General features: G+C 69.6%; 16 protein-coding genes and 2 pseudogenes. 8 read left to right on the top strand and 10 right to left on the bottom strand.

Annotated elements, in window-relative coordinates:
• Positions 1-207: 207 nt before the first annotated feature.
• Complete coding sequence (locus OHS59_RS19015) at positions 208-987, bottom strand: GntR family transcriptional regulator (protein WP_328494599.1); 780 nt, start codon at positions 985-987, stop codon at positions 208-210.
• Between the two features lie 163 nt (positions 988-1,150).
• On the opposite strand from OHS59_RS19015, the gene OHS59_RS19010 reads away from it, so the two are divergent.
• From OHS59_RS19010 to OHS59_RS18995, 4 genes are all read left to right on the top strand, one after another.
• Positions 1,151-1,492, top strand: a complete 342-nt coding sequence (locus tag OHS59_RS19010) for an SCO3933 family regulatory protein (protein WP_328494598.1) — start codon at positions 1,151-1,153, stop codon at positions 1,490-1,492.
• Positions 1,492-2,796 carry an FtsK/SpoIIIE domain-containing protein gene (locus OHS59_RS19005; RefSeq protein ID WP_328494597.1) on the top strand — a complete coding sequence of 435 codons (1,305 nt, stop codon included), beginning with the start codon at positions 1,492-1,494 and terminating at the stop codon, positions 2,794-2,796. Before OHS59_RS19010 ends, OHS59_RS19005 begins: the two co-directional genes overlap by 1 nt.
• Positions 2,793-2,990 (top strand): hypothetical protein, encoded by a 198-nt coding sequence (locus OHS59_RS19000; RefSeq protein WP_107015575.1) that lies wholly within the window; start codon positions 2,793-2,795, stop codon positions 2,988-2,990. The genes OHS59_RS19005 and OHS59_RS19000 overlap by 4 nt, the downstream gene beginning before the upstream one ends.
• A gap of 298 nt (positions 2,991-3,288) precedes the next feature.
• Positions 3,289-4,641, top strand: a complete 1,353-nt coding sequence (locus tag OHS59_RS18995) for a replication initiator (protein WP_328499271.1) — start codon at positions 3,289-3,291, stop codon at positions 4,639-4,641.
• A 1,261-nt stretch (positions 4,642-5,902) separates the two neighbouring features.
• Here the strand turns inward: OHS59_RS18995 and OHS59_RS18990 are convergent.
• Positions 5,903-7,354 carry a recombinase family protein gene (locus OHS59_RS18990; protein ID WP_328494596.1) on the bottom strand — a complete coding sequence of 484 codons (1,452 nt, stop codon included), beginning with the start codon at positions 7,352-7,354 and terminating at the stop codon, positions 5,903-5,905.
• A gap of 26 nt (positions 7,355-7,380) precedes the next feature.
• Here OHS59_RS18990 and OHS59_RS18985 point away from each other — a divergent pair.
• A pseudogene (locus tag OHS59_RS18985) lies at positions 7,381-7,503 on the top strand (EamA family transporter); the annotation flags it as partial.
• A gap of 156 nt (positions 7,504-7,659) precedes the next feature.
• Positions 7,660-8,670, top strand: a complete 1,011-nt coding sequence (locus OHS59_RS18980; RefSeq protein WP_328494595.1) for a helix-turn-helix domain-containing protein — start codon at positions 7,660-7,662, stop codon at positions 8,668-8,670.
• A 191-nt stretch (positions 8,671-8,861) separates the two neighbouring features.
• Here OHS59_RS18980 and OHS59_RS18975 read toward each other — a convergent pair.
• Positions 8,862-8,942 (bottom strand): annotated as a pseudogene (locus OHS59_RS18975) (ATP-binding protein); the annotation flags it as partial.
• A gap of 10 nt (positions 8,943-8,952) precedes the next feature.
• Between OHS59_RS18975 and OHS59_RS18970 the strand changes: the two are divergent.
• Positions 8,953-9,123: a Scr1 family TA system antitoxin-like transcriptional regulator gene (locus tag OHS59_RS18970; RefSeq protein WP_328499270.1), complete on the top strand. Its 171-nt coding sequence runs from the start codon at positions 8,953-8,955 to the stop codon at positions 9,121-9,123.
• 86 nt (positions 9,124-9,209) lie between these two features.
• On the opposite strand, the gene OHS59_RS18965 is transcribed toward OHS59_RS18970, so the two are convergent.
• The 5 genes from OHS59_RS18965 to OHS59_RS18945 are packed head-to-tail and all read right to left on the bottom strand — an operon-like array spanning position 9,210 to position 13,513.
• Complete coding sequence (locus tag OHS59_RS18965; protein WP_328494594.1) at positions 9,210-9,635, bottom strand: DUF3592 domain-containing protein; 426 nt, start codon at positions 9,633-9,635, stop codon at positions 9,210-9,212.
• Between the two features lie 46 nt (positions 9,636-9,681).
• Positions 9,682-10,875: a serine hydrolase domain-containing protein gene (locus OHS59_RS18960; RefSeq protein ID WP_328499269.1), complete on the bottom strand. Its 1,194-nt coding sequence runs from the start codon at positions 10,873-10,875 to the stop codon at positions 9,682-9,684.
• Positions 10,876-10,903: 28 nt separating this feature from the next.
• Positions 10,904-11,692: an energy-coupling factor ABC transporter ATP-binding protein gene (locus OHS59_RS18955; RefSeq protein WP_328494593.1), complete on the bottom strand. Its 789-nt coding sequence runs from the start codon at positions 11,690-11,692 to the stop codon at positions 10,904-10,906.
• On the bottom strand, positions 11,680-12,441 hold the full coding sequence (gene cbiQ / locus OHS59_RS18950) for a cobalt ECF transporter T component CbiQ (protein WP_328494592.1): 762 nt from the start codon (positions 12,439-12,441) through the stop codon (positions 11,680-11,682). Before cbiQ ends, OHS59_RS18955 begins: the two co-directional genes overlap by 13 nt.
• Before the next feature lies 1 nt (position 12,442).
• Entirely contained in the window at positions 12,443-13,513 is a 1,071-nt protein-coding gene (locus OHS59_RS18945; RefSeq protein ID WP_328494591.1) for an energy-coupling factor ABC transporter permease, read from the bottom strand.
• A 175-nt stretch (positions 13,514-13,688) separates the two neighbouring features.
• On the opposite strand from OHS59_RS18945, the gene OHS59_RS18940 reads away from it, so the two are divergent.
• Complete coding sequence (locus OHS59_RS18940) at positions 13,689-14,030, top strand: SsgA family sporulation/cell division regulator (RefSeq protein ID WP_328494590.1); 342 nt, start codon at positions 13,689-13,691, stop codon at positions 14,028-14,030.
• Positions 14,031-14,106: 76 nt separating this feature from the next.
• On the opposite strand, the gene OHS59_RS18935 is transcribed toward OHS59_RS18940, so the two are convergent.
• Together OHS59_RS18935 and OHS59_RS18930 are read right to left on the bottom strand one after the other, a co-directional pair.
• A complete protein-coding gene (locus OHS59_RS18935) occupies positions 14,107-15,816 on the bottom strand; it encodes a penicillin-binding transpeptidase domain-containing protein (protein ID WP_328494589.1) in 1,710 nt (569 codons plus the stop codon).
• 190 nt (positions 15,817-16,006) lie between these two features.
• The gene (locus OHS59_RS18930) at positions 16,007-17,641 is read right to left on the bottom strand and encodes a penicillin-binding transpeptidase domain-containing protein (RefSeq protein WP_328494588.1); all 1,635 of its coding nucleotides are present in this window, start codon (positions 17,639-17,641) and stop codon (positions 16,007-16,009) included.

The raw sequence follows: 17,641 nt of genomic DNA, 5'->3' as shown, positions 1-17,641 counted from the left end.
GCCGTCGACCCCCAGCCACGCGGGCCCCGGCCCGGCTCGGTGAGTCGACGTCTTACAACCTCTGGCGTGCTGCGGTGCGGGCAGTCGGGCGACCGGACGGGATCGGCGGTCACGCCGCACGCCCGGCCGGGGCGGCCGGGCTGCCCGGCGCGCCGCAGGCGCGCCCTTGAGGAAGTGAAGACGGTTTTGACCGATGGCCGTTGCCGATCATGCCGGGCGGCGTCGGGTGGTCTGCTTGTCGGCGGTGATCCGGTAGGCGAGTTCGGCGCGGTCCGCACCGACGCGGAACTCTTCGAGAATCAGCGGGCGGTCGTTGGCGCCGTGCGTGACGCGGGACAGGTGCAGGATCGGGGTCGCGTCCGGGAGCTGGAGCGTGGTGCGCTCGTCGGGCATCGGCATGTGGGCGCGGACGGTCTCCGACCACCACAGCTTGTGCCCGGCCTGGGTGAGTGTCCGGTAGACCTCGGTCGGCGTCTTGCCCGGCTCCTCCGCGAGCGCCGGGGCGCCCTCGGTGACCTCGAAGGGGATCAGCGTGCGGTGCATCGCACGGGTGCCGGTCTCAGGGTCGGTGAGCAGGCGGTCGCATCCGAACAGCGCTTCCTCCTTGTCCAGCGCGAGGAAGTGGCCCGTGGTCTTGGTCGTGCGCGTGCGGTAGGTGCTCGGCTTCTCGGCTTCGGTCCAGACGTCGCCGTTGGGCATGACGAACTGCCCATCGGACGTGCGGCTGATGCGGCGCTCGATCGTGAGCGCGGGTTGGCTGTCGGAGCGTACGAAGCTGCCCTTGCCGTGGCGGACATCGATCAGGCCTTCCGCGCGCAGGGCGGCAACGGCGTTGCGGACCGTGGGACGCGAGACCTGGTAGCGGGCCATGAGCTGAGCCTCGGACGGCAACAGGGAGTCCGGAGTGAACTCGCCCGACAGGATCGCCTCCCGGATGGCGGCGGCGACCTGCTGATAGAGGGCTCCGGGGCGTTGGATCTCCGTCATCTGGGCACCTTCGGGTCGGTGTCGTAGGCACGTCGCACGCGCGACATCACTCGTCAGCATAAGTAGTTGCACCCCCGCTGTACAGAACTCCATAGTCGTAACTCGTAAGGACAAGTGACGTCTGAATATGTCGGACGTCCCGACTGGCCAGGGAGGCCATGCAATGCAGTCCATACCCGTGGACACGGCGCGGCTCGGCGTACTGCGGTGCGCCATCGCGCCCGAAGCGAAGATCAGCAACTCCGAGACACAGGAGGTGAAGAAGGACCGCGACGGCCAGACCGTCTACACCGTGGCCGTCACGGTGCGTCAGGACCGGCGGCGTATCTCCGTGATCGAGATCGCGGTGAGCGGCGAGCCGAAAGGCATCGAGGAAGGACAGATCCTCAAGGTCACCGGGCTGGTGGCGTTCGCCTGGGCGATGGGTGACCGGCACGGGATCAGCTTCCGCGCGGACGCCATCACGCCCGTGCACGGCACCGTCTTAAAGGCCGGTGGTGCGTGATGAACGGTTCGATCGCGCTCGCCCTCGCACTCGCCGTACTGGCGTGGGTGCTCGTCGTCGGTGACCTGCTGCGGCGGCACCGTCCGGCCTGGCACTGGTACCTCACCGGATACCCGGCCACCACCTGCCGGGTGCTGTTCACCTGGCGCAAGGTCGCCCTGCTCAACGACCTCTCCGTCTCCCGCCGCCCGCCCCGCGGGCTGCTCGGGGACCTGGTGGTCAAGGGCGACCCGCTGCGGCCGGTGGCTCCGCGGATCTCCTTCCCGCGCGCCACCCGCCTGGGCCTGACCGTGGTGGTGCGCCTGCACGCGGGCCAGACCCCGGCCACGTACCTGAAGGCGGCTGACGCCTTCGTGCACGCCTGGAAGGTCCACGCGGTACGGGTCACCTCGCCGGAACGCGGACTCGTCCTGCTGACGGCGACCGCCACGGATCCGCTCCTGCGGCCGGGGCTCGCGACGGCTCCCGCCGCGCTGCTGTCCGCGCTCGTCGGCGTCCTGGAGAGCGGCGGCGCATGGGTGATGGATCTGCGGCTCATCCCGCACTGGCTCATCGCGGGCGCCACCCGCTCCGGCAAATCCACCCTGCTGGCCCGGCTCATCACCCAGCTCGCCCCGCAACCCGTCGCCCTGATCGGCATCGACTGCAAGGGCGGCATGGAACTGGGCCTGTTCACCAGCCGCTTGAGCGTGCTCGCGACCTGCCGACGGGAAGCGGTCGCGGTCCTGGGCGCGCTGGTGGTCGACATGCAGGACCGGATGAACGCGTGCCGCTCGGCCGGAGCGCGCTCCATCTGGGAGCTCCCCGAGACGCTGCGGCCGGTGCCGGTCGTCGTGATCGTCGACGAGATCGCGGAGCTGTATCTGTCGGACGGCAGACGGGAGAGCAAGGCGGAAGCCGAACAGTGCTCCGTCCTCCTCCTGCGGCTGGCTCAGCTCGGTGCCGCGCTCGGCCTGCACTTGGTCGTCGCCGGCCAACGCGTCGGTTCCGACCTCGGCCCCGGCGTCACCGCACTGCGTGCCCAGCTCGGCGGCCGGATCTGCCACCGCGTCAACGACCCCGGCACGGCAGAGATGACCTTGGGCGACCTCAACAAGGACGCGGTGACCGTCGCTCAGTCGATCACCGCCCAGGAACGGGGCGTGGCCGTGTGTACCGGACCGGACGGCGGCTGGAGCCGGGCCCGCTCGCACCTGACCACCACCGAAGAGGCCATCGCGGCAGCACAGCGGCACTCCGCGCTGGCCCCGGAAATGTCATTTGTCCGCCGCGCTCTCGCGGCCCTGGAAGGAGACGACAAGTGATCAGCGAAGGAACAGCGTTCACGTTCGCGGTGATCTTCGGGATCATCACCGTCCTCCTCGTCCGCTCCCGCGACGTACGCGCCTGGGAAGCGGTCTGCGTCGGCCTCTTCGGCATCTACCTCGGCCAGACCCCCGTGATCTTCACCGTCCACGGACTCGTCACCTGGTTCGTCACCGGCTTCTCCCACACCTGATCAGAAAGGACACGACGCCATGCCCATGCCTCGCGTGAGGTGCCCCTACTGCAAGGGCGACGGGGCCCGCAGGACCTGGACCGGACGACTGCGCCGCTGCCGCGTCTGCCGGGGCGCCGGAACCATCCGCTGAACCCACGAACCACCCCCGACCAGCCACAGGAGTGATCCACATGACCGACTGCGCGCCACCCACCACCACCCGTGCCGCTACGGCGGCCCACCCCGGAAGGTCACCACCATCACACCCGAGAACACCTCGGCTGACAGGCGCGCCACACTCGACCGCGCGGCGCGCCTGCGTCAGCTTCCCGAAGCAGACCGCGACGCAATCCGCATCGCCCAAGATCCCCAGTTCGCGCGCTGGCTCGGACAGCTCATGGCCACGGGCGGATGCGCTCACCCTGTGCACCTGTCCGGCTCGACGACCACCCTGGACGCGACGACCGGCGAGATCCTGCGCCACTACGACACTCGCGACGAACCGGGGGAGCGGCTCTCCGTCCGCTGCCGCAACAGACGGGCCACCGTCTGCGCCCCATGCTCACGCCTCCACGCAGGCGACACCTTCCACCTCGTCCGCGCTGGCCTGATCGGTGGCAAGAACGTCCCCGACGCGGTCCGCCATCGGCCCCGACTCTTCGTTACGCTGACCGCGCCGTCCTTCGGTCCGGTGCACCGTGCCGGAGACGACCGCTGCCAACCCCGACGGGATCGGACCAGCTGCGAACACGGCCGTCCCTTCGGCTGCGGCGCGGTCCATGACACAGACGGATCCCTCGTCGGCCAGCCCCTCTGCCCCGACTGCTACGACTACACAGCTCACGCGCTCTGGCACGCGCACGCGGGCATGCTGTGGGACCGCTTCGTCATCGGCGTCCGCCGACACCTCGCCTCCTCCGCGGGTCTCGTACAGTCCCGTTTCGCCGAGCGCGCCCGGCTGTCCTTCGCCCGCGTCGCCGAGTATCAGAGGCGCGGTGCCGTCCACGTTCATGCCGTCGTCCGCCTCGACGGCCCGGACGGACCGACCGACGAACCTCCGGCTTGGGGCACGATCGCCCGACTGACCGACGCGGTGCGCGCCTCTGCGAGTCGGGTCGTCGTCCGCACGCTCCACAGCCCAGCAGTTGGGGAACTCGCTCTGCGTTGGGGGACTCAGGTCGACACGCGACCACTCCGCGCCGACGGTCTCGGACCGGATGACGACGCCGTGGCCGCGTACGTCGCCAAGTACGTGGCCAAGGGAGCGAGCGAGACCGGCGCTGGCACGGACCACAAGCTGACCAACTGGGCTGATATAGCTACGGCTCCGGTCACCGACCACGTTCGCAGCCTCATGCGCGTCTGCTGGCGCCTCGGTGGTCTGCCTGAGTACGAGCCTCTGCATCTTCGTGTCTGGACACACACCCTCGGCTACCGGGGCCACATCCTCACCAAGTCTCGCGCCTACTCGACCACGTACGCGGCGCTACGCGCCGAACGCGCTGACTACGTCGGAGAGACCAAGTTTCCTGATGCCGTCACCGATCGGCAGTGGCACTACGTGGGCTCCGGTCACACCCCCGGTGCCGCGCTCATGGCTTTTGGAGTCTTCGAAGACCTCGCCAAGAACCGCGAGATCGTGCGCGAAGAGCGTGAGGCATCCCGGTGACGAGAAACCGCAACGAGCAGTGGGTTCGGGCTGTCGAGCGCCAAGCAGCCAAGTTTCCGACACGAGTAGGGCATAAAAAGGCTGCGCGACTCGCGAGGCTCCTCGGCCCTGCGCGAGGTTCCTAGGACGCGTTGGGAGTTGCTCGCTCACGAGCCGACAACAAGACGCTATCAAACACGTTTAGATCAGCCCCTTCTGTAAGGCCTTCGCCGCCAACTCCTTGGTGCTGTGAGCGTCTAGCAAGGTCATGAGCTGCTGGATGCGCCGCATAGCGGTCCGATAAGAGAGGCACATCCGTTCCGAGGTCTCGCGGATCGACCACCCCGCAGCCATCAAGCGCAGAATTTCGACGTCCGACTGGGACAACGGGTGATCTGCTGCAACCTCTGTGGGGTGGGCCGAGGGCGGAACCTCACCATCGGTCCGTCCTGTCGTTCCGGCTTGTTCGGTCACGTCGTTGTTTCCCATCTACGTTCGGGCGGCACAAGGCACCGGCTCGTCCTTGGAGCTCGTTACACGATCCTTAGCGTGCCTTCCTACCAGAGGGTGACGGGACGGTTCTGTCGTTACGGGTTGAAGCCGTTGTCCGCCAGAGCACCAGACGCCGCGTTGAGAAACCGCACCAACGGTGGGTGAACGGCTAACAGCGCACTGTCCGCTGCGTGCTCCCGCTCATCCGCAGGTTCTCCGCGCTCCAAGTGCTGGATCCAGCGGTACAACTCGATACGCGAGGCAAGCAGTGCATCCTGTGCCTCCAGCGCGGCAGCCGTGACGTTCGGTGGACCTTCGACGGCCACAGCTGATTGCCGTTGCTGAAGCTCACCGTGCAGCCGCTCTCCAGCCTGGTCGTAGGCCTCGTGGGCATCGCGCAGGAGACCGCCTCGGACCGGATCCTCCGGAACTGCCTCCGCTGCGGATTTAGCTGCCTCAGCGTGAAGGGTGTGCGTCTCTTGGAAGCACTGAGCGAACGCCACGTACGCAGCCCGCCGTGGCTCGCGTAGTAATCGTGCGTGCTCAGCGCGAAGTTGCATTCGAGTTTGGTTACGACTCAAGAACCCGTTCACGGCAGCGGCAACGCTGGTCCCCACGGCTCCAACGGTTGCACCAAGCAGCGCCGCAACTCCAGCATCCATGGCTCGGCAGCTTAAGACACGTTTGGAGTTCCCTGATGCGTCCGTCGGCTCCAGCCAAGCGTGTTGATCACATGGGTAGGGGAAGGGCTCCGCCTCACTGGCAGGCACTGAGCATCACACGATGCTCCTTAGTCCAGCGGATTCGGCTCGATCTCCACCCGGCCGGTGTCGAACCCCGGGCCACCCTTGCGCCTCGGCGGGCCAATGATCACGGCGGCGAACAGGAACCGATAGATCGCGTTCATGCGCGCGTAGTCCTCCGCTGACTCCAGGCGTTCCCAACTCGCTTCGGCGTCCGGGCCGGCGATTCCTTCCAGGACCACGACCGGCCGTTTGACGGTCCTCCGCTGTCGTTCCTTGAGCCGCCTGAGGATGGGTGCGCGCATCGACTGGAAGTCGGCCGTCGTGAAATCGTCATCGTGGAGCCACAGTTCCTTCAGTTCCTCCAGCTTCGTCCGGTCCTTCTCATCGGCAACGACATCGGCTTCGGGGCGTGTGGTGGCGGCGGGCTCGTAACCAGAGGTGTCCAGCTTGGTCAGAACCTTGATCGCCACGTCCCGTACGAACTCTTCGAGCGGTCCGGCGGAGATGGCGCGGTTGCACTTCTGCTGGTCGGTGTTGTCGGAGCGGGTGCACCGGTAGTAGGCGTATCGGCCGCTGTTCGTGCCGCCCATGCGTGCGCCGCACGAGCAGGTGGCGACTCCGCGCAGGAGGTAGGTCCGAATAGGGCGCTGCTTCGTGTCCTGGTGTGCCTGGGCGCGATACTCCCGGAGCCGCTGGACCTCGTCCCACTGCCCTCGATCGATGATGGCGGGCCACGTCCCAACGGCCACTTCTTCACCGAGGTGGAATCGCAAACCAGCCACGAAGTGGGACGACAGGAGATGGCGGACGTTCTCGGGGTTCCAGGCCTTGCCCTTGGACGTGGGGATGGCGCGTGCGACGAGATCTTGTGCCAGGTGGTTCGGCGACTCGCCGTCCAGATACCTGCGGTAGACCTCTCGAACGATCTTCGCCTCCTCCTCGACGATCGCGCGGCCGTCCCTGGTGTAGCCGTAAGGACGGTTGCCCACATGCGGGTTGCCCTCGCGGGCCTTGTCCTTCAAAGCGTCCTTGAGTCGGCGTGATGAGTCGTCGGAGGAACGGCACGCGTGGGCCACCTCGATACGGAGGATGAACCGGTCGTCGGGGTCCGACAGATCGCGTCGGTTCGCCTCGCCGTGCAGCAGGACGCGCTTGTCGTCGGCTATGGAAAGCAGCTCTTCGAGATCCTTGGGCTGCCTCATGAGACGGTCGGGGTGGTAGACGATGACGTGCCGGATCTCGTCAGCCGTCATCGCCCGTAGCATCTCCTCCCAGCCCGGCCGCTTGCGGATGCGCTGCCATGCCGAGCGGTTGTTGTCCACGTAGACGTGTGTCGACTCGACGCGGAGTTGCAGCCGTTCGGCGATGTCCCGGCAGATGCGCTCCTGGCGGTCCACCCCGGTCTGGTCCTCGTCGCGGGTATGGGAGAAGCGGCAGTAGATCGCGGCAGGCTCACCCGGTGTGATGGTGGCCTTGCCTAACTTGGGTCGGCTCATGCCGAACACGGTACGAGCCCGGTATGACATCGATCATCGTCGGCGCGGCCATAGGAGCAGTGTTCTTCAAGGAACGGTTCGGGGCGCCGCGGATCGCGGCGGCGGGGTTGTTGGTGGTCGGGATAGGCCTGATGCTGCACGCCGGTTAGGCGTACAGGGCGGGCCCCTCAGGGGGCGGGGAACTGCGTGACCAGCCCCCACCGGACCGGCACCCGACACGCGACCGTCCCCCCGGGGAGCCCGGACCGCGTGCGGTCGGAAAACTCAGCCCCGGCCCCGCGGAACCCGTGTGATTGACTACCTGCGTGCTACACGAGTCGGTCCTGCGAACTCTGGATCTGCCGGTGGCCGACCGGTTCGAGGCGTGGACACAGCAGTTGGGGCACACGCACGCCCCCATGCAGCTGGCCAGCGACCGCGCGGCGGACTACCGCGGGCACCAGCGCGTGATCGGGCTGGGCGGCGTGAGCGTGTGGCCGGCGACCTTCGACCACCTCGTCTTCCGGCGGACACCGAAACTCGTCCGCCAGTCCGACCCCGAGGCCTTCCACCTCTCCCTGCTGCTGCGGGGCGAGGGCGAAGCCGCCTGGGGCCGACAGCAGGCCGCGTACGGGATTCGCGACTTCCACATCAACTGCTCCTCGCGGTCGTACGAGATAACCACCGGCCCCGACCCGGTCACCATCGTCGGGGTCGAGATCCCGCGGGCGCTGGTGGCGCTGCCCACGGGGCGGGCCGACCAGGCGATCGGGCGCCGGATATCGGGCCGTGAGGGAACGGGCGCGCTGCTCGCCCAGTTCCTCGTCCAACTGGCGGCGGACACCAACCCGTACCGGCCCTCCGACGCGCCCCGCCTCGGGACGGTCGTCGCCGACCTCGTCACCGCCGTCTTCGCGCACGCGGTGGACGACGACCTCCGGCTGCCGCCCGAGACCCATGACCGGACGCTGGTCCTGCGCGTCAAGGCGTTCGTCAACCGGCACCTGGCGGACCCGGAGTTGACCCCCGCCCGGATCGCCGCCGCGCACCACGTCTCGCGCAGTCACCTCTACCGCGTCTTCCGGGCCGAGAACGTCTCCGTGGCCGCGTACGTCCGCGACCGGCGACTGGCGAACGCCCGCCGGGATCTCGCCGACCCGGCCCTGAGCCCGATGCCGGTCCATGCCGTCGGGGCCCGCTGGGGTTTCCCCCGCGCTCCGGAGTTCACGCGGGCCTTCCGCGCCGCGTACGGCCTCCCGCCGGGTGAGTTCCGCAGACAGGCGCTGTCCGCGGGCGCGGAGGCGGATCCGCGGGGCCGTGGACGCTCCGCCAAGTAGGCGTGGACCGTGGGCCAACGACAGACGGGCGCCCGCCGAGCATCCTTGTGACCACCGCGACAGACGCGGGCCCGAGGGGGGAACTTCGGGACGGGTGGGACGAAGGCGTGCCAGGGTCGCGGGGGTGTCCTGGTGCGCCTTCGCCACGCCGGTCGTGAGGTGCGCCGATGGGCGGGTCGCGGCTCGGACGGCGGCGGCCCGGGCGGCTCCGGATCGGCATCCCAGGCCCCGATCCGCAGCACACCCGCCGCCCACAGCACCCGCGGCGCGGCAGTCACTCATGTGCCGGGACTGTTCCGGACCGAGGACTACGCCCGGGCTCTCTTCGCCTACGTGAATCCGGAGTTCCCCGACAGCGAGGTGGATCTTCGGGTGGCTCACCGGATGAAGCGGGAGGTCGTCATCGAGGGGGCGAAGAACCCGGGTTCTCCCACGCGCCACACGGAACCGTAGGGCGCCCCGAGGCGACGGTCTCTGGCGCGCGGCGCTCCGCGGGGTGACAAGCTCCGTTGGCGGCGCGCGTGAACCGGCGGCCCTCGTCAGAACGTGTCGGCGGGGATCCGGTACGTGATGTACGCGAAGGCGATCGACGCGAGGCCATGCGAGAGGATCTCGGTCGTCTTGAGCCTGCCCGGTTGGAGGGAGGGCAGGGTCACGCTGTTCGGGACCGCCGGGTCGTACACCACCTCGGTGTGGTCCCCTTCCCCCGTGCCGCGGGGCGGATGTGACATGCGCTCCCCCTCCGCCCTGACCTTCTCGCCGTTCGGGAGCGTGAAGGTCACCACGGGGAAGTACAGCAACTCGCCGTCCTCCGCCACCTTCGTGCGGAACCTCACCAGCTCCGCCGTCGTGCTGACACCGCGCCGCCTCAGCAGGCAGCGGACCAGCGTCGCGGATGCGAAGAGCAGGCACAGGATGCCCGTGATCGACGCGAAGAACACGCCCCCCACCCGTTCGACCGTCATACGCAGACGGTAGCTGACGGGGCACCGACAAGGCCCCTGAGTTCGGTCAGGATGCCAACGCCGCCCGTACCGCCCGTACCAGCGCCTGCGCCCGTGGATCCGCCGTGACCGTCTTGCGGAAGCCGTTCGTCACGTAGCCGAACGCGATGCCCGACTCCGGGTCGGCGAAGCCCAGGGAGCCGCCGCGGCCCGGGTGGCCGAAGGAACCGGCGGCCAGGAACGGTGAGGCCGAGCCGTGCAGCATGTAACCGAGGCCGAAGCGGGTGTTGATCACCAGGACGCGGTCCGGGCCCGCGGACTCCTCGGCGCGGGCCACCGCCAGAGTCGTCGGGGTGAACAGGCGCGTACCGCCGTCGACTTCGCCCATCAGGGACGCGTAGAAGCGGGCCAGCCCGTCCGCCGTCGCGATGCCGTTCGTCGCGGGGAGCGCCGCCGCCCGGTACGCCGGGTCGTTCTGGTCCGGGAACGGGGTGATCGCGGCGAAGGCCCGCCGGGTGAGGGAGTCCGGGTCCTCGTAAGCCTCCGTGACCGATCGTTTCGGGCGCGCCCGCAGGCCCCCGCCACCGTTCTCCGGAGTCTCCACGCGGCCCACCCGACCCACCCGGGACGCCTCCCGGTCCGGCAGTCCGACCCACAGGTCCGCGCCCAGCGGCCCGGCGATCTCCTCGGCTATCCAGTCGCCGATGCCCTTGCCCGTGACGCGCCGCAGCAGCTCGCCGACCAGCCAGCCGTACGTCAGCGCGTGGTACCCGTGGTCCGTGCCGGGCTCCCACACGGGGGCCTGGCGGGCGACGGCCTCGGCGCCCCGCAGCGGGTCCAGCGACTCCTCCGGGGTGAGCGGGTGGTCCAGGACCGGCAGCCCGGCGCGGTGCGAGAGCACGTGCCGGACCAGCACCCGCTCCTTGCCCGCCGCCTTGAACTCCGGCCAGTACTCGCCCACCGGCGCGTCCAGGTCCAGCAGCCCCCGCTGGTGGAGGAGGAGCAGAGCCGCCGCCGCTACGCCCTTGGTCGCCGAGCGCACGATCTGCGCGGTACCGGCCGTCCAGGCATGCGTGGCATCCGTGGCATCCACGACATCCGTACCGTCGATGTCCTTCGTGCCCGCCCACAGGTCTACGACCTTGCGGCCGTCGCGGTACACGGCGACCGCCGCGCCCCGGTCCCCGAGCGTCTCGAAGTTCCGTACGAACGCCGTCCTGACCGGCTCGAAGCCCTCGGCCACTGTGCCGTTCACCTTCACCACGTCCGTACCCTTCGCCGCGCGAGCGTCACGCGCCCATTGTCACCGAGCGCGGATCGAAGCCGAACGGCAGCTCCAGGCGGTGCTCGCGCATCAGCTCGTCGTCCGAGAGCAGTTCCCCGGTCCTGCCGTCCGCCGCGATCACGCCCTCGCTGAGGATCAGGGCGCGGGGGCACAGTTCGAGGGCGTACGGCAGGTCGTGCGTGACCATGAGCACGGTCACGTCCAACGAGCGCAGGATGTCGGCCAGTTCACGCCGTGAGGCGGGGTCGAGGTTGGACGACGGCTCGTCGAGGACGAGGATCTCCGGCTCCATCGCCAGCACGGTCGCGACGGCCACCCGGCGCCGCTGGCCGTAGGAGAGGTGGTGCGGCGGGCGGTCGGCGAAGTCCTCCATGCCGACCCGCTCCAGCGCCGTACGCACCCGGGCCTCCAGCTCGGGCCCCTTCAGACCGGCGGACGCGGGCCCGAAGGCCACGTCCTCGCGCACGCTCGGCATGAAGAGCTGGTCGTCCGGGTCCTGGAAGACGATGCCGACCTTCCGCCGGATCTCCGCCATGTGCTTCTTGCCGACGGGCAGCCCGGCGACCGTCACGGTCCCGGCGCCGCCGGTCAGGATGCCGTTGAGGTGGAGGACGAGGGTCGTCTTGCCGGCGCCGTTCGGACCGAGCAGGGCCACGCGCTCGCCGCGGGCGACGGTGAAGTCCACGCCGAACAGGGCCTGATGGCCGTCCGGGTAGGCGAAGGCCAGCCCGGCCACCTCAAGCGAGGGGGCGGGGGACAGGGGCACGGGAGAGGGCGAGGTCACAGGGTCCATCCCAGCAGACAAACGACGAGTGCGGCGCACGGCAGGGCGAAGGCGTACGACCACTGCGCGCGCGACGCGGTCACCTCGTCGATGACCGGCATCGAACCGGTGTAACCCCGGCTGACCATGGCGAGGTGCACCCGTTCCCCGCGCTCGTAGGAGCGGATGAACAGAGCGCCTGCGGACTTGGCGAGGACGCCCCAGGAGCGGACGCCACGGGCCTCGAAGCCGCGCGACTCCCGCGCGATCCGCATCCGCCGCATCTCGTCCGCGATGACGTCCCCGTACCGGATCATGAAGGACGCGATCTGCACGAGGAGAGGTGGCAGCCGCAGGCGCTGGAGTCCCAGGAGGAGTTCGCGCAGTTCGGTCGTCGAGGCGAGCAGGACGGACGCGGCGACGCCGAGGGTGCCCTTGGCCAGTACGTTCCAGGCGCCCCACAGGCCGTTCACGCTCAGGGACAGGCCGAGCACGTCCACCCGCTCGCCCTGCGCCACGAACGGCATCAGCACGGCGAAGGCCACGAACGGCACCTCGATCAACAGGCGCTTCAGTACGAAGCCGGCGGGGATCCGGGCCGCGTACGCCACGGTCGCCAGCAGCAGCGCGTACAGACCGAACGCCCACATCGCCTCGCGCGGCGTCGAGACGACGACGAGCACGAAGGCGAAGACGGCGGCGAGTTTGGTGTGCGGCGGCAGGGCGTGCACGGGCGAGTGCCCGTGCCGGTAGAGCTTGTGCGCGTGGCCGGAACCCATGTCAGACGGATTCCCCGACCTGGGACGGCCCGCTCTGGGCGGGCCCGCCCTGGGTCTCGGGCGTACGACGCCTGCGGACGGCCCAGAAGACGCCCGTGCCCGCGACGATCGTGACGCCCACGCCGATCACGCCCGCGAGGCCGCCGGAGAGCCGGCTGTCGGTGAGCCCCTCGACGCCGTAGTCGGCGAGCGGCGAGTCGGCGGCGGCGTGGTCCTCGACCTTGGCGTCGATGCCCTTGTCGGAGGCGACCTTCTCCAGGCCGTCGGGGTTCGCCGAGGCGTAGAAGCTGACGAAGCCGGCGAGGACGAGGGAGGTGGCGAGCCCCGCCAGCCACACCTTGCGGTGGGACCGGGCCGCGACCGGGACGGGCTCGGCGGCGGGGGTGTCGACCAGTTCGCCGTTGACCCGCAGCTTCAGGGGCGTGGTCAGACCGCGGGCCCCGTACACGAGGTCCGGTCGTACGGCGATGACGGAGCCGACCGTGAGGGCGGTGATCGCGGCCTCGCCGATGCCGATGAGGACGTGGACGCCGACCATGGCGGTGAAGACCTGACCGATCGGGACGTCCGTGGTGCCGCCGATCGCGTAGATCAGTGTGAAGGCCACGGCGGCGGCCGGGACGGAGATCACAGCGGCGACGAAGGCCGAGACGGTAATGGACCGACGCTTCCTGGGCAGGAGTTTTACGAGGCCGCGGAAGACGGCGTAGGCCACGACCGTGGTGACCACCGCCATGACCGTGATGTTCACGCCCAGCGCGGTGAGGCCGCCGTCCGCGAAGAGGATGCCCTGCATGAGGAGCACGACCGAGACGCAGAGGACCCCGGTGAAGGGGCCCACGAGTATCGCGGCGAGCGCGCCTCCGAGCAGATGTCCGCTGGTCCCGGCCGCGACCGGGAAGTTCAGCATCTGCACGGCGAAGATGAACGCGGCCACCAGGCCCGCGAGCGGGGCCGTGCGCTCGTCCAGTTCACGGCGGGCGCCGCGCAGGCTCACCGCGACCGCCGTGGCGGCCACGACGCCGGCGGCGACGGAGACGGGCGCGTTGATGAATCCGTCGGGCACGTGCATGGAGGGCTCCGCTTCCGGGGGCAGGCCGGCTGGCTCTAACCGTTCGATGATAGGCGCTTAATGCGAACAGCTTGCAAGAGCGAGGTGTCCTCGAATACGACTACGACTCGCCTGGGAGCGCATATCGGGAAATATGCGACATTAGAGGAGAACAAGCACAAAGAGGGAGCGATCGATGTCCGCCGTTGAGCAGTACGCGCGCGCCCATATCGTGACGGACGAGGCGCAGGATCCGCCCGCCGTGCCGGTGGCCCTTCGATACGACCCCGAGGCCGACCCTCGACAGGTGCACATCATGCTGCCCGGTCATCACGAGTGGGTCTTCGCCCGTGACCTGCTCGAACAGGGGCTCCGGGCGCCGGCCGCCGCCGGTGACGTACGCATCTGGCCCTGCGGCCGGGTCCAGGCCGTCATGGAGTTCCACTCGGCGAAGGGAGTGGCGGTCGTGCAGTTCGACGCGAAGACGCTGATCCGCTTCCTGCGCCGGACGTACACGGCCACCCCCGTGGCCAACTGAGCGGGCCGGGCCGACCTGACCGGGCCGACCTGACCGGGCCGGCCGGGCCGACCGGTTCAGCCGCCCGCCCGCACCGTCAGCTGCCCGCCTTCAGCAGCGCCGCCACGATCGGACCCGCCGTCTCGCCACCGTGGCCGCCCTGCTGGACCACGCCCGCGGCGGCCAGATCGCCCTTCCAGGCGGTGAACCAGCCGTTGGGCTTCTTCTGGTTGTCGACCTCCGCGGAACCGGTCTTGGCGCCGAAGTCGGGGCCGAGCCCCGCCATGGCCTCGGCCGCCGTACCGGCCGCGGCCGTGTACTGGAGGAGCTCCTTGAGCTGCGACTGCGTCGAGGCCGACAGGGAACGGGTCGCCTTCGCGAGCGTCCGGTCGTCGACCGTCGGAGCCACCAGGTAGGGCTGGTGGAACGTGCCCGTCTTGGCCGTGGCGACGACCGACGCCATGTTCAGCGGGTTCATCCGCACCCCGCCCTGGCCGATCAGCGAGGCCGCCATCTGGGCCTGCGACTGCACCGGCACCGAGCCGTCGAAGGTGGGCACCCCGATCGCCCAGTTGTCCATGCCGAGGCCGAACACCTGCTGAGCCTGCTTGGTCAGATCGTCGTCACTCAGCTCCTTCGCCTGGCTGATGAAGGCCGTGTTGCAGGAGCGCGCGAAGCTCGCCTTGAAGGTGCCGCCCTTGATCTGGAACTTGTCGTCGTTCTGGAACTTCCAGCCGCCGTACGTCGAGTACTTGGGGCAGGGGTGCACCTTGTTCACCGACGCGAGCCCCTTGTCGATGAGCAGCGAGGCCGTGACGATCTTCATCGTCGAGCCGGGGGCCAGCGAGCCCTGGAACGCGGTGTTGAAGCCGTGCCCCGAGTTCGCGACGGCCAGGATCTCGCCGGTCGACGGCTTGATCATGACCGCCGACGCCTTGGACTTCGCGGCCACCTGCTGCTCGGCGGTCGCCTGGAGGGCCGGGCTGAGCGTCGTACGGACCGTGCCCGGCGTGCCCTCGCTCAGCTCCAGCAGCGTCTTGTCGGGGTTCTTGTCGGAGGACCCGGTCTTCTTCGTGTCCTTCTTGCTCTTGTCGTCGGCGCCCTCGGAGCCGGCGCGGACCACCCGCAGCTCGACGCCCGCCTTGCCGCCGGCCTTCTTGCCGTACTTCTCCCGCAGGCCGTCCAGGACCGTCCCGAGGGAGGGGTACTTGGCGGTGGTCAGCTCGCCGCCGTCCCGGTCCAGGGCCTTGACCGGGGGCGTCCCCGCCTCGCCGGTGACCAGCTTGTCGCCGTCCTCCAGCTCCGGGTGCACGACCGCCGCATGCCAGTCGACCAGCGGTTTCCCGTCCTTGACGCGACGCACGACGCTCAGCTCGGACTCGTACGCGAGGGGCTTGGTCAGGGTCTTGTACGTGACCGTGCCCTTGACGGAGAACGGCACGGCGTCCCCGGAGCGCTTCTTGGCGGTGAGCGTCACATCCTCGATGTACGCCTCCTTGCCGTACCCCGTGAGCAGGGTGCGCGCCGCGGTGGAGTCGTTCGTCGCCGCCGCGGCCTTCTCCACGTCACCGCTCTGCCAGGCCTTGAGGAACGCCGTGGCCGTGGACCTCACCTCGGCCGCCGACAGCGGGCCGCTTTTCACGGCCTTCCCGCCGGAGGCGGAGCCCGCGTCGGCCACCGCTCCGCCGCCGTACAGGGCGTACACGCCGAACCCCGCACCGCCGACGACAACGGCGATCATCCCGCCGATGACGGCGGGCTTCGTCTTCGTCCTGCTGCGCTCAGGTGCGCGCCTTCTGTTCCCCACGGCTTCCGTTCCTTCGCTGCTTCCCCGACGCCCTCAACGGCTCTCCACGAGTCCGGGCCGGCTCCACGAGTCCCTGCTCGCTCTCCGAGCCCCTGCCCGGTCTCCGAATCCTTAGCTCAGCCCCCGAGTCCCTGCTGGCTCTCATAGAACGAGAGTGACCACCCTAGAGTCCCGCCCTGTGAGGGTGAGTTCAGCCACCTGTCCGTAGCACAGCTGCGACAATCGGACCCGCCGCGTCCCCTCCGTGGCCGCCCGCCTCCGTCATGGCCGCGGCCGCGATGTCGCCCCGGAAACCGGTGAACCAGCTGTTGGACGTCTCCTGGCCGTCGACCTCGGCGGAGCCGGTCTTCGCGCCGATGTCACCGCCGAGCCCGGACATGGCCTGGGCGCCGGTGCCGCTCGTCGCGGTGAGCCGCATCATCTGCTTCAGCTGGGCGGAGGTGCCGGACGGCAGACCGCGGGCGGTGGCCAGCTGCCGGTCGTCGAGCTTCGGCGATACGAGGTAGGGCTGACGGAACGCGCCCGTGATCGCGGTCGCCGTGACCGACGCGATGTTCAGCGGGTTCATCTGGACCTCGCCCTGGCCGATCGCGTTGGCGGCGCGGTTCGGACCGCCGGACGCGGGGACGCTCCCGTCGAAGGAGACGATGCCCGTCTTCCAGTCCTTGCCGATACCGAACCGCTCCTGCGCCTCGGTGGTGAGCGACTCGTCGGTGAGCGGCCGCTCGTCGGAGCCGTCGATGAGCTTGATGAACGCCGTGTTGCACGAGCGCATGAAGCTGTTGGCGAGTGTCGCCTTCTCGTTGGGCTCCATGCCCGTGAGGTTGTTGAAGGTCCGGCTCTGCCAGACGGCGGTCGCCGGGCACGGCGCCGGGCTGTTCATCGCGGTCACGCCGTTGTCGATGAGCATCGCCGCGGTGACGATCTTCATTGTGGAGCCGGGGGCGGCCTTGCCCTGGAACGCCGCGTTGAACCCGTCCTCGCGGTGGTTGGCGACCGCCAGCACCTCCCCGGTGCTCGGCTTCACGGCGACCACGGACGACTCCGCGTACCGCGTGACCGCCTTCTCCGCGGCGGCCTGCGCGCCCGCGCTGAGCGTCGTGCGCAGCTTGCCGGTCTCACCCTTGGCGAGGGTCACGAGCGTGCTGTCGCCCGCGTTCTCGTTCTCGTGGTGGATCGCGAGCTCGACGCCGGGAGTGCCGCCCGCCTTGTTGCCGTACCGCTCGCGCAGGGCGTCGAGCACGGGCCCCAGCGAGGGGTACTTGCCTTTGGTCAGGACCACGCCGTTGCGGTCCACCGCCTCGATGGGCGGGCTCGCCGACTCACCCGTGACGAGCGTGTCGCCGGTCTTGAGATCCGGGTGCAGAACGGACGGCTGCCAGTCGACCAGCGCCCGGCCCGTGGTCTTCCCCCGCACGACGGCCAGCTCGCTCTTGTACGTCAGCGGCTTGCTCTTCCCCTCGTACGACACGGTGGCCGACACCTCGAACGGTACGGTCGCGCCCGACGCCGCGCCGGGAGTGATCTTCACCTTCCCGATGTGCGCCTGCCCTCCGTAGGCGACCAGCAGGTCCTTGGCGACCACCGAGTTGTCGGTCAGGTTCCCGGCCGTGGCGGCGTCACCCTGCTCCCAGGCGGCGAAGAACTTCTTCGACGTCTCCCGGACCTCGTCGCCCGACGGCGGCCCGGTCTTCTTCGTCCCGGCCCCCGCCGAGCCCCCGTCCCCGCTGACCGCGCTCACGATGTTGTACGCGCCGTACCCGGCGCCCCCCACCATCACGGCGAACACCCCACCGACGATGCCGACCTTGACGCCGCTCCGCAT

The sequence above is a fragment of the Streptomyces sp. NBC_00414 genome (assembly GCF_036038375.1).
In the GTDB taxonomy this organism is placed as follows: domain Bacteria; phylum Actinomycetota; class Actinomycetes; order Streptomycetales; family Streptomycetaceae; genus Streptomyces.
The sequence above is the reverse complement of the archived record's forward strand: the minus strand, read 5'-3'. Positions and strand labels throughout refer to the sequence as shown.